This is a genomic window from Vibrio sp. Vb1980 (assembly GCF_033338615.1).
GTDB classification, from domain to species: domain Bacteria; phylum Pseudomonadota; class Gammaproteobacteria; order Enterobacterales; family Vibrionaceae; genus Vibrio; species Vibrio alginolyticus.
In genome coordinates, this window is record NZ_JAWOSZ010000001.1 from 240,412 (window position 1) to 256,320 (window position 15,909).

Annotated in this window: 11 protein-coding genes; 3 read left to right on the forward strand and 8 right to left on the reverse strand. The window is 45.6% G+C overall.

The features are described from left to right. Positions 1-13: 13 nt before the first annotated feature. Positions 14-4,003, reverse strand: coding sequence for a pullulanase-type alpha-1,6-glucosidase (gene pulA, locus R7F64_RS01090; protein ID WP_318071383.1), 3,990 nt, complete (start codon positions 4,001-4,003; stop codon positions 14-16). Positions 4,004-4,549: 546 nt separating this feature from the next. On the opposite strand from pulA, the gene R7F64_RS01095 reads away from it, so the two are divergent. From R7F64_RS01095 to pdxY, 3 genes are all read left to right on the forward strand, one after another. After that, positions 4,550-5,746, forward strand: a complete 1,197-nt coding sequence (locus R7F64_RS01095; RefSeq protein ID WP_258497934.1) for a tetratricopeptide repeat protein — start codon at positions 4,550-4,552, stop codon at positions 5,744-5,746. A 140-nt stretch (positions 5,747-5,886) separates the two neighbouring features. Further along, positions 5,887-6,075 carry an AbrB/MazE/SpoVT family DNA-binding domain-containing protein gene (locus R7F64_RS01100; protein ID WP_042522194.1) on the forward strand — a complete coding sequence of 63 codons (189 nt, stop codon included), beginning with the start codon at positions 5,887-5,889 and terminating at the stop codon, positions 6,073-6,075. Between the two features lie 101 nt (positions 6,076-6,176). After that, the gene (gene pdxY, locus R7F64_RS01105; RefSeq protein ID WP_042522192.1) at positions 6,177-7,046 is read left to right on the forward strand and encodes a pyridoxal kinase PdxY; all 870 of its coding nucleotides are present in this window, start codon (positions 6,177-6,179) and stop codon (positions 7,044-7,046) included. Positions 7,047-7,111: 65 nt separating this feature from the next. Here pdxY and sstT read toward each other — a convergent pair whose 3' ends face one another. The 7 genes from sstT to malT all read right to left on the reverse strand — a co-directional run bounded on the left by sstT (position 7,112) and on the right by malT (position 15,834). Beyond that, a complete protein-coding gene (gene sstT, locus R7F64_RS01110; protein ID WP_005374821.1) occupies positions 7,112-8,329 on the reverse strand; it encodes a serine/threonine transporter SstT in 1,218 nt (405 codons plus the stop codon). Positions 8,330-8,685: 356 nt separating this feature from the next. Then, entirely contained in the window at positions 8,686-9,762 is a 1,077-nt protein-coding gene (gene rsgA, locus R7F64_RS01115; RefSeq protein ID WP_053303911.1) for a ribosome small subunit-dependent GTPase A, read from the reverse strand. Positions 9,763-10,037: 275 nt separating this feature from the next. Then, positions 10,038-10,346, reverse strand: coding sequence for a PTS transporter subunit EIIB (locus R7F64_RS01120; protein ID WP_005384641.1), 309 nt, complete (start codon positions 10,344-10,346; stop codon positions 10,038-10,040). Then, positions 10,336-10,950, reverse strand: a complete 615-nt coding sequence (locus R7F64_RS01125; RefSeq protein ID WP_042522188.1) for an SCO family protein — start codon at positions 10,948-10,950, stop codon at positions 10,336-10,338. The genes R7F64_RS01120 and R7F64_RS01125 overlap by 11 nt, the downstream gene beginning before the upstream one ends. Positions 10,951-10,959: 9 nt before the next feature. After that, on the reverse strand, positions 10,960-11,385 hold the full coding sequence (locus R7F64_RS01130; RefSeq protein WP_025768641.1) for a hypothetical protein: 426 nt from the start codon (positions 11,383-11,385) through the stop codon (positions 10,960-10,962). A 244-nt stretch (positions 11,386-11,629) separates the two neighbouring features. Further along, positions 11,630-12,547 carry a DUF368 domain-containing protein gene (locus tag R7F64_RS01135; protein ID WP_025998607.1) on the reverse strand — a complete coding sequence of 306 codons (918 nt, stop codon included), beginning with the start codon at positions 12,545-12,547 and terminating at the stop codon, positions 11,630-11,632. Between the two features lie 578 nt (positions 12,548-13,125). Beyond that, positions 13,126-15,834, reverse strand: a complete 2,709-nt coding sequence (malT, locus tag R7F64_RS01140) for an HTH-type transcriptional regulator MalT (RefSeq protein WP_005374834.1) — start codon at positions 15,832-15,834, stop codon at positions 13,126-13,128. Positions 15,835-15,909: the final 75 nt, after the last annotated feature.

Consider the following 15,909-nt stretch of genomic DNA (forward strand, 5'->3'; position numbering starts at 1 on the left):
TTTTTAAATGAAACTAGTTTTTCGTTACCGTCACGATTGGCGCCGACTTGTCAGCCGCGTTGAAGTGGAAGTTGTAATTTCCTGCTTCTGCAATCGCAATTTTCAGGTTTGCACTACCGCCACCGACTTCCATCGTTAGCGCTTTACCAAGCTCAACACTGCCTTCGCCACCGAAGTTGGTGTCTGCTGCCCAGTCTGCGCTCGCAACTTTCATCTCGTAGTTGCCCGCCGCTAGGTCAATGTCTAGCGAATAAACGTCATTTGCAACATAGCTGAACTTCGCTGTTGAGTCTTGTGCTGGAGCATCCCATGTAGTAATAGTGCCACGTAAGTAAAGTGCTGTTTCACCGAATGTTGGTGCATCTGCTGACTTGGTCACTGACACGACCGGTTTTTCTACGCTTTCATCTTGAACATGCAGCGCGTTCAGAGTGAAGTTGTACTTACCTGTTTCAGCAACAGACAGCTTACAGTTACCTTCTGAACCTAATTCTAGTGAACCAGAAGCTATATTCGCAGCATCACAACCGATGTTTGGATTTGCCCAACCAGAGTCCGCGAATTTGAACTCGTGTTCACCAGCTTCAAGAACGCCAGTTACAGAGTACATACCGTTGCCAATAAAGGTCATCGCCCAATCACTGCTATCAGACCACTCGTTCATCGTGCCTTTCACGTAAACAACGGTTTCGCCGTAAGGAGGAATACTCGATACGTCTTTGTTATCCGTGTTTACTGGTAGGCCAGCACCTTGCGCGCCGTTTTGTGGCTGCACGAATACCGCTGTTGTCAGTGCTGGTACTTTGAACGTTTCATTGGTGAAGCTTGCACCTTTCACGATGTCATCCGCAGAGTTTTGTTGAACTTCATGTAACTCGAAACCAGTTGCGCCAGCAACTTTGAAAGATTTCTCAGTTGATGTTGAGTTCACAACCGCCACGATAGCATCGTAGTTCGAATCCAAATCGGCACCTGCTGATGTACCATCGTCGATAGACATCACAATCAAGCCTTCCATTTGGTCTTTCCCTACGTTGCGGAAGTCAACACGGTTCATCACTTCTTGCGCGGTATCTAGGCGGAATAGTTCGCTTGTGCTACGGATTTTTAGTAGCTCTAGGAATTGTTGCTTAGTCAGCTCGATGTCGGTTGAATCTGGTTTCGCCGTGCTGTCACCAACGATGGTTTTGATCAGCTCCCAGTTTGCACCGTCTTTGTCTTCACGTGGTAGACCAACGTTCCAGTTATTGTCGCTTCCGTCGAAGAATACACGGTTGAACCAGTCACCAGAATCGTACGAGTCGCGCTGCATAGATTTAGAGCGCAATAGCTCAGAACCCATGTGGATGAATGGAATGCCTTGACCAAGCATCACCGTTGATAGGGACACAGACTGCATACGTGCACGCTCGGCAGATGAAGTGCCTGTCGCAATCTTGTAGGCGTTGTTATCCCACAATGTTTGGTTGTCGTGCTTAGATACGTAAGAGATGTTCTCTGATGGCACTTTTGTGTAGCCTGCAGGCGCACCATTGTAATCAACGTTCTTACCCAGTTTGGTTTCGCCTTTGTAATCAAGAAGGATGTAGTCAGCCAAGTTACCAGCCATACCTAGACGAACCAGATCTTGGTTGTGTAAACGACCATTCACCGATTCTGCGTCAGTTTTGGTTTCTTCGTTAGGATAAGCAGCATTACCAAAGCCTTGGTTAAAGCGAAGTGGGTGCTTACCTTCAGAATCTACACCGCCATCAAACGGGCTTCCGCCACGAACTGCGTCACGCAGACGATCAGAGAAAGTACCGATTTCTGTCCCCGCCATGTTGACTTGTGTCGCCTGATCGAAACGAGCATTTTGCGCGACTTCACCAAAGTCCCAACCTTCGCCGTAGAACAGAGTATTCGGATCAATTTCACGGACTTTTTCAAGTGCGTAAACCATCACATCTTTCGGCTGGTGGCCCATAAGGTCAAAACGGAAACCATCGACTTTATAGTCATCCGCCCATACCATCAATGAGTCAACCATTAGTTTACCCATCATCAAGTTCTCGGTTGCGGTGTTATCACAACAGGTTGAGTTTTCGACGCCGCCAGTGTTGACGTTTAGGCGGTGGTAGTACCCAGGGACAATCTTATCCAGTACTGATTTTTCGTTCACACCAGATGCATTTGTGTGGTTGTACACGACGTCCATGACCAGTTTCAGATCCATTTTATGCGTCGCTTGAACCATTTCGCGGAACTCAAGAATACGCTTAGACCCGTTAGGATCGGTCGCATAACTGCCTTCTGGCACGGTGTAGTGGTAAGGGTCGTAACCCCAGTTGAAGCTGTCTAGCATGCGAAGATCGTTCATCAACGCTTGTGCTTTGCCCGTTGTTGGGTCGTAGCTATTTAATACCTCTTCAATCACTTTGCCGTCATCTTCGGTCTCACAAATGGAGGCTTCTGGCTTGATGCCACAAAGTTTACCCACGGTGTCGGTGATATCGACTCGCTGGTCAGCGTCTTCATCCACGGTTGCAATATCAAACGCAGGCAGGATATGTAGCGTTGTTAGGCCAGCATCTTTCAGGGTTTGTAAGTGAGATACAGACTCGCGCTCAGGTTCTGTAAGCGCCAGATATTTGCCATCAAGACTTGGTGTGCCTTTGCTGTCGTTAAAGCTGAAATCACGAATGTGTGACTCGTAAAGGACGTGGTCTTCGTCTTTTTTAACCGTTGGGCGTGCGTAGTTTTTCCAATCTTGAGGCATTAAGCTTGGATCATCTAAATCAACCACTTGCGAGTATCGTGAGTTCTTAGACAAGCTCATTGAATATGGGTCTGTTACCAAACGCGTTTCAACGACGCCAGTTGTTGGGTGGTATACCTTAACTTGGTAGCGATAGTATTTGTTGACAACGTTGCTTTGTGCCTCAGAAACCCAGATACCTGTTTCTGGGTCTTCCGTCATGGCAACGGTCGCTTCTTCAGCTAAGTTTTCATCGTAGATTATCAGATCAACATCTTGGGCAGTTGGTGCCCATAGTTTGAAGGTTGCGGCACCGCCTTCCACAATCGCACCGAGTTCTTGACCGATCGCGTTACCTGCCTTGGAATCGGCAAACACCGCATCCAAAACGCCCGGTTTTTGCACTTCAGTTGCAGAAATGACGTCACCATTTGCGTTGTAAGCCACCATAACGATTTGTGACTTCAGGATCGTACGCAAGGTCGCGTCATCGACATCGATACCCGCAGCTTGAAGGCTAGCAAGGTGACGGAAGCGTGATTTCAGACCATCAGACAACTCACCAGCCTTTGTCAGCTCAACCGCTGTACCGCCAGAGATTTGCTTATCTTCATCCATTTTGATGTCATTGCTAAGGCTGTAGAACAGCTTCATGGAATCCGCACTGGTCGCCGCTTCCCATGCGATGGTGTTGGCGTCTAACCAATGGGCTTTTTGACCATCAATATCAACAGGGCGCTCTTCTATTGGCTCGTAGTAAAGTTCACTGCTGCCGTGGAAGCCAAACAACCCTTTCGATTCGCCGATTTTCGTCAACTCTACTTTTGAGTTTGCGCTGCCGAACGCTTTCTCATCACCTTTGTGCAGAATGAAGTTCATGCATTCGTGTGGGTCAGAGGCGTCAGGGTTTATTTTCAGTACGTAGTAAGCACCGTAGGTGTCGTTGATGCCATCGAATGGGTGTGGCGCAGACCAATCCGTTCCTGTTCCCGGAATGCCCATTGCGTCTAAATCTGTGCTGGTACAGCCCTCACCGTTCCATAGGTGCAAGCCCCAACCTTCGTAGTCGCTTGCTGTTGAAGCTGATGCTACATCACGTTTGTAATAAATGACGACTTCGTTCTCTCCCGCAGGGTACAAGCCTGAGCCAGGGTTCGTCGTATCTTCGTTCGTGCTATCACTACCACAACCGCTGATTACCGCGACGGAAATCAAAGGCAGTACGGTTTTGGCAATTGTTGATAATTTAAATGTCTTATTGTCCACGTTTACAAATCCATTGTTATTGAATTGATATTGAGCTGCGCGCTGCCTTCGCTGACTCAATCATCAAGAAGGTTTTGCACACGCTAGAAAGGCAGATGCCAAAAAAGGAAATGTTCAATTAGATGCTAATACACTGAATCATCAGCAAAATGTGAGAGCAGGCTGTTAAGTTTTTTACAGGTGCAAATTTTCTGTCACAGTCGATTTTGTTCACAAATTAAATAATAAAACAGGCGCATAGTGAGAGGTTCTGCACATCATTAAAATGTGAATTTTTATGGGAGGAGTAAGGGGGGATGATAGGGGATGAGAATGTCTCAGCCCCAAAACCGTGATTAAGTTCTATAAAAATGAGGGCTATATTTTTCTTTTAAAAATAAGTTGCAGTGATGTTGAATAAAATACCGCCATTAAGTCTTCGCAAGCTTCAGATTTTCGCTAAGTGGTCGTTATATAATGAAGGTAGTCGGCGTTACGTCGGCGCGTAATCATAAGATTTCCCTGAAAGGGAGTTGAATTGGGCCCTGAAACCAAAAGAGGCTATTTATGAGTAGTATGGGCATTGCCATTGCGGCAACTGGCCTTTCACTCGTCCTGATATTTGTGTGGATGATCTCGTTGTCGATGCGGAAACAGAGACTCGAGGCAGAGAGGAAAGCTCGCGAAGCCGCTTATCGAAAGGCGATGCATAAAGCGCGAGAGCAAGAGCGTAAAGAGCGAGAGTTCAAAGCAGAAACCGGGCATATCCCCACCATTTTATTTCTAGCGAAAGAAGCCGAAAAGGACAACATTCGTCAAGCGCTGTATTGGTATGATAAAGCCGCTAAATTGGACAATGTGACGGGGATGTACGGCATTGTTCGCTTAAGTGAACGCATGCGCGAAGATGTGATTTTAAAAGAGCAGGCAAACTTCTGGCGTACCGCAATTGCGGGAATGGAAGGGGATACCGAAGCGAAATTTTCGACGGGCAAGGCCTTGGTCTTTGGTCGAGGAACTGAAAAAAATATCCCAAAAGGTAACCAACTGATTGAAACTGCCGCCGAAGAAGGCTGCATTGATGCCATGATTTATATGGGGGAATGGCAGCTTTCACCAGACAATAGTGCAGGACGCAGTGCAGATGCGCTTTACTGGTTTATGAAAGCGGCGGAAAAAGACAGTGCAGATGGCAAGATCCAAGTCGGCTTATGTTACCTAAATGGCATTGGTACAGAAAAAAGCATGGTTAAAGGTTGCTACTGGCTGGAACGGGCCGCGGAAGGTGGCAGTGCTAAAGCGATGTATCATGCTGGCGAAGCGTGGAAGGATAAAGGTAAAACGGGTAATGCAATTGCTTACGTTTGGCTGTTTCTTTCTGCCAATATGGGCTACCAACCTGCGCGTACGTTGCGTGATGAAGTGGCGACCAATATTGGTGTTGATGTTGTCGTTGGATTGCAGTCCATAGCGAAGCCGTTGCAAAGAAAGCTGGCCTCAGGAATGGTGAGAAAGCACTCTATTATTCGAGCCCTTAACAAAGTGTACAAACGCGAAGCGTATTTTCCTGCGGAAGAGGAGCTCAATGCGGTGTTGAATGACGAGAGTAAAGAAGCCTCCGAGGCTTGGGAGGAGGCATCAACACTAGATTTTCAGCCTAACATGACAACGGTAACAGCAGAAGGTCAGGCAAGCACATCGCCCAACGAAAAAAAACTTTCTAAAGAGGCGCTCGATTTCACTCAAAACTTCCTTCAACCATAACCTATCTTATCCAAAAGCCTCAAGATTGAGGCTTTTCTTTTGTCTTTAAAATGTTACGCCAAACCCAAGTCAGCTCAACGTATTTGAGGCTAGACATCCAATGACGTGAAAACTCATTTTCGACATTTGGAGGACGAAAGATGATAAGTCAACCTGTTAAAATCGGTGACGACACCGCCGTAGTCATTCCAAGCGTAATCCTGGCTCAGCTTAGGATAAGGGAAGGAGATACCCTAGAAATCGCACTGAATAAAGACAAAATGGAAATTAAGAAGATGGTGTTGAAAACCAACGCTCCAACTTACTCTGAAGATATCGAGGAGAATTGAGTTAGAGAATCTTGGTTTGTCGGATACACTACTGGTTTCGCAAAACTGGCGCTTGCCGCTGTCTTTGAACTATCGATAACTACAATAAGAGGTAAGGTACTATGCAAGGTATCCTCTCTATACAATCTCATGTTTCTTTTGGTCATGCTGGTAACAGCAGTGCTGTTTTCCCAATGCAACGCATGGGCTTCGAAGTATGGCCGATTCATACCGTTCAATTTTCTAACCACACGCAGTATCAAGAAGGCTGGACTGGGCGAGCGTTTGCGGCTGAAGACATCAGCGAGTTAGTTCGTGGACTTGGTAACATCGGCGCGCTGGAAAAGTGCCAAGCGGTATTGACGGGCTACCAAGGTAGCGCAGAGCAGTGCCTTGCTGTTGAAGATACCGTGACGAAAGTGAAGCAAGCGAACCCGAACGCACTTTACGTTTGCGACCCTGTGATGGGCGCGCCAGACAAAGGCTGCATTGTGGCTCCGGGCATTGCTGAAAATCTTCTAACGCGTTTGATGCCAATGGCGGACGTGATCGTTCCGAACCAATTCGAGCTAAGTCAATTTGCTGAGATGGAAATCCACTCACTAGACGATGCGATCACCGCATGCCAACGTGCGCTAGAGAAAGGTCCAAAAGTGGTGCTAGTTAAGCACCTTTACTGCCTAGAAAATGGCAGCTTTAACATGCTATTGGCTACGCAAGAAGGTATTTACCTTGCGAAGCGTCCTCAATTTGAGTTTGCTAAACAACCTGTTGGCGTGGGCGATCTTATTTCAGCTATTTTTACCGCGGGACTCTTAAAAGGCTGGTCTCCTAAACAAGCTTTCCAACATTGTCATGACGCGTGCTACGGGGTGTTAAGTGCAACGTATCATGCAGGCGAATGGGAGCTGCAAACTATCGCGGCGCAGCAAGAGTTTGTTGAACCAAGCAAACACTTCCCGATTGAAGAAGTGGCTCTGGTCACCGCATAATTGAGCGCAATTAAACAAAAAAGGGGAGCCATCATCGGCTCCCCTTTCTATTTGTTCTGTCAGTCTTACTGAGCTTTTTGCTGCTCTGATTTACAAACTGCTGCCGTAAAGACAACGTCTGTTGAGCTGTTTAGCGCAGTTTCTGCAGAGTCTTGAATCACACCGATAATGAAGCCAACCGCTACAACCTGCATTGCTACGTCGTTTGAGATACCAAACAGGCCACACGCAAGTGGGATAAGTAGTAGAGAGCCGCCTGCAACACCTGATGCGCCGCATGCAGAAACCGCAGCTACAATACTTAGAAGTAGCGCAGTCAGTAGATCAACTTCGATACCCATAGTGTGCACAGCTGCAAGCGTTAGCGTTGTGATAGTGATTGCAGCACCAGCCATGTTGATGGTCGCACCTAGAGGGATAGATACTGAGTATGTATCCTCGTCCAGTTTTAGCTTCTCACATAGTGCCATGTTTACTGGAATATTCGCCGCACTTGAACGAGTGAAGAACGCTGTTACACCACTTTCACGTAGACAACGGAATACAAGTGGGTAAGGGTTTTGTTTGGTTTTAACGAACACGATCGCCGGGTTTACAACGAGTGCGATGATCATCATTGCGCCAAGAAGAACCGCCAGAAGGTGTGCGTAGCTTGCTAGCGCGCTAAAGCCCGTTGTCGCAAACGTTGAAGCAACCAAGCCAAAGATACCAAATGGTGCAAGACGAATGATAAAGCGCACAATGTGAGACACGCTGTGGCTTAGATCTTCAAATACGGCCTTCGTTGTTGCCGATGCGTGGTGTAGTGCAAGACCCAGACCCACACCCCAAGCAAGAATGCCGATGTAGTTTGCTTCTACTAGTGCATTTACTGGGTTGTCGACCAGTTTAAACAACAATGTGCGTAGAATTTCAGCAATACCTTGAGGAGGCGTTGCACCTTCAGCGCCGGTGACAAGCGTTAAATTGGTCGGGAAAAGGAAGCTTAGAACCACTGCTGATAGCGCCGCGAAGAATGTACCCATCAGGTACAGTACAACGATTGGGCGCATGTAAGTGTGTTGGTTTTTCTTTTGGTTTGCAATTGAAGCGGCAACCAAAATAAACACAAGAATTGGCGCGATCGCTTTAAGCGCGCCGACAAAAAGGCTACCAATTAATCCCGCGCTTTCGGCATGGCTTGGAGAAATTGTCGCGAGCAAAATACCAAAGACGATACCGACAAGGATCTGGACGACGAGGTTACCACGAGCATATCGGGCAACGAGGCTGTTGTGTTGCATACATCATTCCTGCAATTTTATGCCAGAGTGGCAGGGCAATAGTCCATCATTACACGGCGATAATGCCCTTATATTACAAGGGGTGAGCATTGCTTCTGGTCACTAAGACACATGATTATCAATTATCCTGTTTTTATAAATTCAGCCATTTTCTTGCTGAATATCACATATCTTAGCTTGGTAATATTTTGTGTCTAGTTTTAGTTTGTTTTTGGATTAAATGTTTGCTCAATGTTATTTAAATAAGATTTTTATGTTGAAAATTATCATTAGTTATGAGTAATGGTTTTTAATAAAGTTGTTAAAAAGGAGACTTTCGTCTCCTTTGATTTTATTGACAACTCAAACGCAACAAATTAATAACTTTGTTGGCGCCTGCGCTTATCACTCATGGCATTGCGAGCAAGTTTACCGAATCGTCGACTTTGTGCTCGTTGCTCTGCCAAAGTCGCGCCGTTAAAGGCTTGTTCTCGCAATAGTTTTTGATAGTTATTGAAACGACGAACCTCCAGTTTGCCATTTGCAATCGCAGTTTGAACTGCGCAGCCTGGCTCAGTTTGGTGCTTACAATTGCCAAAGCGACAACGCTGAGCGAGCGCCTCAATGTCAGAAAATGCCTCACTGACCCCCGATTCACAATCTGCTAGTTGAAGCTCGCGCATTCCCGGAGTATCAATCAAGATGCCGCCATCAGGTAATAGATGGATAGAGCGCGATGTAGTTGTATGTCGCCCTTTGCTATCGTCTTCACGAATATGCCCAGTTGCCTGTTCTTGTTGCCCGAGTAATGCATTAACAAGAGTTGATTTGCCAACGCCTGAAGAACCGATAAAAGCGAGGGTTTGTCCTTCTTTGCACCAGGTCATGAGTTTAGAAGCACTCTCTATTTCTAAGCCGTTGACTGTCTCTATAGCTAATAGAGGGTCGAGCTTCTGTACTTGGCTTTTTAGTTCATCAGTATTGTCACACAAATCGGCTTTGGAAAGCACGATGACGGGTTCGACTTCGGCTTCATGAGCCAAGGCAAGATAGCGTTCAATACGACTTAAATTGAAGTCGTCGTTAAGGGAACAGACGATAAACACTGTATCCACATTGGCTGCGATAAGTTGCTCTGCCACTTTGCTGCCAGCGGCTTTGCGGCTAAAGAGGCTCAAGCGATCCAGTAAGCGAACAAATTGCTGATCTTCATTTAAGATTACCCAGTCTCCGACGGTCATATTGGGTAAAGAATGGTGGGCATTAAGATGAACTTGCCCAGTTTCTGTTGCCAATAAATAACCACTTCGGTGATGTGCAATTACACGAGCAAAGATAGTGTTGTCGTAATCGTCTAATGTCAGTTGTTGCTGAAAAAATGGTTTCCAACCCAATTGTTTTAGAGGGTTTGAAGTTGAAACTAATGTGTCACAAAAAGTATGTGTTTGATTCATTATTGAATTATCCCAGACGCAACAAAGCGCCTTAATACAAATCGCATTAGGGTCTAATTCGGATAGAGTTGACCCCGGTGAAGACCGGGCAGAGAAAGGGAGTTGTGGCTATGCCACAGAGTTGGTGCTGTTAGGGTTACCCTTGCGATGCCCAGTTAGTGTTATTCAATACAATCATCTTGTGTCCTCTTCGTTGGTTAATAAATAAGTGAGTTAATTAAGCCAAAAGAGTATAGCTGCCCTTTTTTAAAGAGGGTAGCTATACTGCAAAAATATTAACTTTGTTTTGTGATGCGCTCTTCCATAATCTGCGAATACGTGTTGGCTTTTAAGCCGTATATGATTTGGACATGACGATCATCCAATATCACGACGCCATGCGCGCCATGATTTTTGAGTGCGTTCTTATCGATGACGGACGTCGCTCTGAGGGTAAGACGCAGCCGAGTCGCACATGCACCAGTTTCTAGCAGGTTCTCTATGCCCCCAATGGCGTCAATGATCGTATCGACGTCTTGTTCGACATTGGGGTTGGTATGAGTTAGGAAATTGAAAAATTGCTTCAGCACTGACTTAACCGTCATTTGAAGAGCCTTCGGTCGTTAGTTTTGAAATGGCTTCAACAATCGGTGCCGGCGAGAGCGTATGCGGTACTTTAGTGATTAACGTGCCATCCGGCTTCAAGAAGTAAAAGTAAGAGCTATGATCCAGCGTGTACTTTAGTTCCGAGCCTTCCAATTCTGTCTTGCGGAAAATGACACCATAGTTGTGTGCCAAAGGTGTCGTTACATCAAGTGGTGCCGATAGGCCTTCAATCATTGGATGGAAGTAATGGGCATATTTTGCTGATGCATCGGCCTCATCACGCTCTGGGTCTAAAGAAATGAACATCGGGCGTAGTTGTGCTTTTTGCGCGTCGTCAATTTGATTCAGTGCTCCTGCCAGCATTGCAAGAGAAGTTGGGCAAACGTCTGGGCAGCGAGTAAAGCCAAAATAGACGACTCGGATGCGAGGGTCATTCACATCGAAGATATTGACGGCTTGGTTATTTTCCCCAAACAATACCGTTTGTTGAGAGGTGGAACTGTCCACTTGCTCTGGCTTCGTTTTCTGGTTATCTAAATAGCTCTTTACGCCAAACCCGAGTGCGAAAGCAGCTACGAGAAATAGGGACCAATTGCGGCTCATAACGATTCCTTATCTTTGCATTTTTATAGCAGGGTAAACGGTATTCTCTCCATCACTGAGTTCACCAACCCAAGTCATTGCATCCTCCGTGCAAACCGGGAGAATGATGTCACCTTGATATTGGCCAGGAGCGATTTGCTTCAGCAAAAACTTAGGCTCACCCATCTCCATTTCTCTTCCCGAAAGACTTAGGATGAGTTGCTTAGCATCGCTTGTATGCCACTCAACATTTAGAGTGGTAGGAACCAAGGGTTGAGCAGTTTCTGAGTTTAGCGTCATCGTAACATTTTCTTGGACGCAAGAGGTTGTAGAGAGAAAGCAGTATTCATCTATTGACTTGCTTTGAGTGGAAGAAGAAAAGCTTTTTATTAGAGTCGGGGCATAAAATCCCGCAACTAATGCGGCTGAAACAGCGGCGATTTGTAACAGTTTCATTAAGGTTCAGCATTTATCACTTAACATTACGAGCATCGTAGCACAGATGCGCCGCTCGCCAACTCGTGACCTCGGTAAATTGTGCGTTATACCTCGGTGACCAGCTTCTTAGTAATGCGACGGACTTTATTGCATCAAATACAGCAGAGTTTTCAATTGAGATGTTTTTGCCCTTAGCCAATAGATAAAAACGGAGCCAATTGGCTCCGTTTTTATTTGGTTCAGTATGTGTTTGATACCAAAGTTATTTATCTGAATCTGCGAATTTCTCTAGACCCAAAACCAGAGCAATGGCTGCAAGCATCATTACGACAGCAAGTACTAACTGAGAAGGTTGTGATGTCACGTGTTCAAATTCAAATGGTGATAGGTTGTGCTGTAGCAATGGCACTTGTTCGCCCTTCGAATTGGTGCGCCAAGTGATGGTTTCTTTCCATGGCCAAATCTTTGGCAACGTACCAATCATTAATCCAGTCAAAAACATCAGGGTGAAATCACGGAACTTGCGTAGTAACCACGACAATAAGTGAGAGAAGGACAGTAAACCGAGCACGCAGCCAGACAAAAATAGCGCTAATGTATCGACTTGAAAACCTTTCACTGCGGCTAATACAGGAGCATACATGCCAATCAGCAGCAAAATAAAACTGCCAGAGATACCCGGCAAGATCATTGCACAAATCGCGATAGCTCCAGCGAATAAGGTGTTAATGGCCGTTGGTTCCATGTGTAAAGGTTTGAGCACAGTAATACTATAAGCAAACCCGACACCAACGAGCAGAATGACAAAGCGGACAAGATCGCGTTGCTCAACCTGACGAATAATGTGATACACAGAGACCAAAATTAGACCAAAGAAAAATGACCAAAGTGGGATCGGGTGTGTGTCAAGAAGCCAAGTAATCAACTTTGCTAGCGTTGCAATACTGGTGAAAATGCCGGCAAACAGAGCGATAAGGAAGAATCCGTTGATGTGATTAAACACGGCTTTAACCCCTTCTTTTCGCCAGATAGAGAAAAGTGAGGGGTTAATGCGTCGAATGCTTTCAAGCAGCGTATCGTAAATACCAGTGATAAACGCGATGGTGCCGCCAGATACACCAGGTACAACATCTGCTGCACCCATGGCGATTCCCTTGAAGAAAGTAATTAAGTAGTTCATTGCTCTAATGCTAAGTCGTTTCGATGGCAGAGAGTATACAAACATTGCGATGAAAAAAGTATGAAATAGTGCTGTAACTACTTGGTTTTATATCCAATCTATTGCCTATCTTTATTACCCGCCAAGAGACAATGTCGCCGTAACGAGCTTTTAATGCTTGGTTTACATTTTTGAGATGATTAACTCTACTATCAATTATCAGTCTTGGTTGCATTATGCAATTGCAATTTGCATTACAAAGTTGCATTTTGATAATTTGCGCGTGAATAAATCTAGCTTATATGAGATCTTGTGCCCAAAAATAAGTCTTTGCATTTTGGCATGATTAATGCATAATACTGCTCGACCCTTCTTAAGCCGAGGGTCACCTAGCCAACTGACGTTGTTAGTGAATACAATTTGTTCACACTAAATATAAGCCAATCGCGATTATTGCGGTTGGCTATTTTTTTATATGAACAACGTTACTTACGTGCTTTGCAAATTGCACTTCTCTTACTGTCAGTCATAAAAAAGGGCTGACGTGTTACGCCAACCCTTGTGTTTTACTTTACGTTTTAACCCGTTTATCTAGCAGTTCAGTATCCCATTAACTGTAGCAAATTTTCAGCTGTCACAATGGCTTCTTTACGATTAGCAATATTAAGCTTTTGGTACAGGTTGCGAATGTGGGTTTTAATTGTCGTACCTGCCACATCCAGCTCTTGTGCGATTTGCTCGTTACTAAAGCCTGAATAAATCAGTCCCAGAACCTGCCATTCGCGTTGTGTTAATGGGCTGGTACGTACTAGCTCTGGCACATTAGGGTGATTCACCAACTTTTCAATAAAGTCTTCATCAAAGTGAATCGACCGGCTACGTTGATTCGATGAAATGTCCTTCATTAACTGTTGAGCACGGTGACGCTCAAGATCGCCCAGTTCATGGCGGAGGCTCAACTTCTCCAGCAGACCGCCAATGGTTGCACCATCAATCAGGAAGTTTCCGACCATGCCAGTTTGGTTCGTCATTACTAATGCTTCTTTTAACAGAGCCTTGGCTTGCTCCTCATCTTTTTGGCGAGCAGAAAGGACCGCTTCAACCACTAAGTTGCGATTAGTATCTGTGATTAGGTTAGTGCGACGAGCTTCACCTTGGAGAAAATCTAACGCAGCACGAGCGTCGGTATATTGGCCTAAATTAATGTGGGCGCGAGCAATGTTACGCCATTGCAATTGAGAAAAGTGGTTGCATGCCGATTCAGGACGAACCGCAGTGTTGAGCCATTCTTGCATTGCATCGGTATTCCCGCGCGCTTGCCAAAATAGAATCAACGATAGTGAAGCGTTTGCAGTCCAATCTACGTGATAAGTCGACTGTTTCATCAAGTGCTGTATATGCTCAATGAATTTACCTGCTTTGTCTAATTCACCGCGTCCAATCGCAATACGCGCCAACATCGAATAGCTATGTAAGTGCTTGCTTGGTGAATGGTTTTCGAGAATTTGCAGACCTTTGTACGCGCATTCTTCCGCTTCATCAAGTCGGTTCCAGCACCAAAGTACTTGCGCGCGAATACGCAGCAAAAATTCATGAAGAGGAACATGCTGAAGCTGCTGATCTTCAATCAGACGAAATGCGGAATCTTGTAGTTCAAAGGCAGCTTGCACGTAACCTTGTGCAATTAAAATCTCGCTTTGCTGCAATATTGCCCATAACGCTTGGTGATATACCTGATACTGACGAGCTAGCTTTTCAGTTTGTTGCATCATCGGCAAAGCACGGTCTAGTTTACCTAGCACGTGGTTAACTTCACCAACAACCGAAGTCGCCACAATTCGGCTACGGTAAATTGTGTTATCAAGTTGGCTAAGCGCTAGCTCCGCTAATTCGAGAGCTTTTTCTGGTTGGTTACTGTTGATAGCCACTTGAGCAAGCAACGCGTTTGCTTGACCTTGATAATGAATATCTAACGCAATGTTACGCTTTTTGTGTTCCTCTTCCGCTTCTTCAAGCAGGTGGCCCACTTGGTTATAACGATGCTGACTTTGAGCCAACCATGCTCGGAGCATCGTAAGTTTTGGGTGGCTGAACAACAGATCATCGTCCAACTTGTTAATTGAGCTTTCCAGTGTGCTGAGTTCGCCTTGGTTAAACATCTTCCAGCCGAATTCGTTTAGGATCTCTACCACTAAGTCCTTATCATTCGATTTTTGTGCATGATGAATCGCTTGGTGTGGTGCTTTTTGTTGTAACCAAGCGATAGCAGCATTGCGGTGGAGATCTTTTTCTTGCTGAGGAATACGAGCTTGGCGCTCATGCGATAAAAACTCGCCAAATAAGTTATGGAACCGGAACCAGTTCTGTTCCCCTTCGAGCGGATAAATGAATAAGCCGTAACGGTTAAGCGATTCAATCATTCCCAGTGCATCTTCGCGTTGGGTAAGGGCAAACACTAGCTCATCATTGAAGTGGTCAAGCACGGATACTTGCATTAAAAAGTGACGAGTTTCGTGATCGAGTAAGTCAAACACTTCTTCGACCAAGTAATCCCACAAATGCGCGTGATTGAACTGCGATACCGACTCTACAGTTTGCGCCAATGTGCGGTTTTGATGTTGGGCTTGTAATGCGATCAACTGCATCGCCGATGGCCAACCTTCAACATAGGTTCTTAGGCTGTTCGCCATGTCTTCATCAATACCATCGGCGATACGCTGGTTAAAGAAGCGAGTGGTTTCTTCGGTATCAAACGCCAACATCTCGTTGCCAATTTCGATCATTAAATCACGAACACGTAAGTTTGCAGTGCCTAGAGGCGGCGCTGCACGACTGGTTACCACAACGGTGAGGTTGTCTGGCATGTGCTTTAAAAAGAAACGCATGGATTCATGGATTTCATCATTCGTGATTAAATGGTAGTCATCAAGCACCACGTAGCACTCTTGATGAAAGTCAGCCATTTCTGCGAATACTTCGCTAAATAGGGAGCGTAAAGACGAGATCTGACGTTTTTCCGCCAGTTTTTGTGCGTTAGCGCAACTGAAGTTGGTGGCTTTGTTTAATGCTTGAAGCAGATAGTTTACAAAGCGAAAGCCGTCGTTATCGCTGTCATCAATGCTGTACCAACCGACGTTTGGCTTATCGGATAGCCACTGCGCTGCCATTGTTGTTTTTCCGTAACCTGCTGGGGATCGGAATAAAACCAATTTGTAGTAAGGCGCTTGCTGTAGTAAGTCCAACACTCGTGGGCGCACGATGGCATTGTGCAGGCGTCCTGGTCGAGTAAGCTTAGATGGAATCCACATTAGTAGTTATGTCCTTATTTATGTATACCCAAATGACAGCAACGTGATCATTCTAGTAAAGCCCCCTTGAAAGCC

What these genes read in the sequence shown, in the direction of transcription:
- R7F64_RS01095 (WP_258497934.1), top strand. Translation starts at nt 4,550, where the DNA reads ATGAGTAGTATGGGCATTGCCATTGCGGCAACTGGCCTTTCACTCGTC.
- R7F64_RS01100 (WP_042522194.1), top strand. Translation starts at nt 5,887, where the DNA reads ATGATAAGTCAACCTGTTAAAATCGGTGACGACACCGCCGTAGTCATT.
- pdxY (WP_042522192.1), top strand. Translation starts at nt 6,177, where the DNA reads ATGCAAGGTATCCTCTCTATACAATCTCATGTTTCTTTTGGTCATGCT.
- sstT (WP_005374821.1), bottom strand. Translation starts at nt 8,329, where the DNA reads ATGCAACACAACAGCCTCGTTGCCCGATATGCTCGTGGTAACCTCGTC.
- rsgA (WP_053303911.1), bottom strand. Translation starts at nt 9,762, where the DNA reads ATGAATCAAACACATACTTTTTGTGACACATTAGTTTCAACTTCAAAC.
- R7F64_RS01120 (WP_005384641.1), bottom strand. Translation starts at nt 10,346, where the DNA reads ATGACGGTTAAGTCAGTGCTGAAGCAATTTTTCAATTTCCTAACTCAT.
- R7F64_RS01125 (WP_042522188.1), bottom strand. Translation starts at nt 10,950, where the DNA reads ATGAGCCGCAATTGGTCCCTATTTCTCGTAGCTGCTTTCGCACTCGGG.
- R7F64_RS01130 (WP_025768641.1), bottom strand. Translation starts at nt 11,385, where the DNA reads ATGAAACTGTTACAAATCGCCGCTGTTTCAGCCGCATTAGTTGCGGGA.
- R7F64_RS01135 (WP_025998607.1), bottom strand. Translation starts at nt 12,547, where the DNA reads ATGAACTACTTAATTACTTTCTTCAAGGGAATCGCCATGGGTGCAGCA.
- malT (WP_005374834.1), bottom strand. Translation starts at nt 15,834, where the DNA reads ATGTGGATTCCATCTAAGCTTACTCGACCAGGACGCCTGCACAATGCC.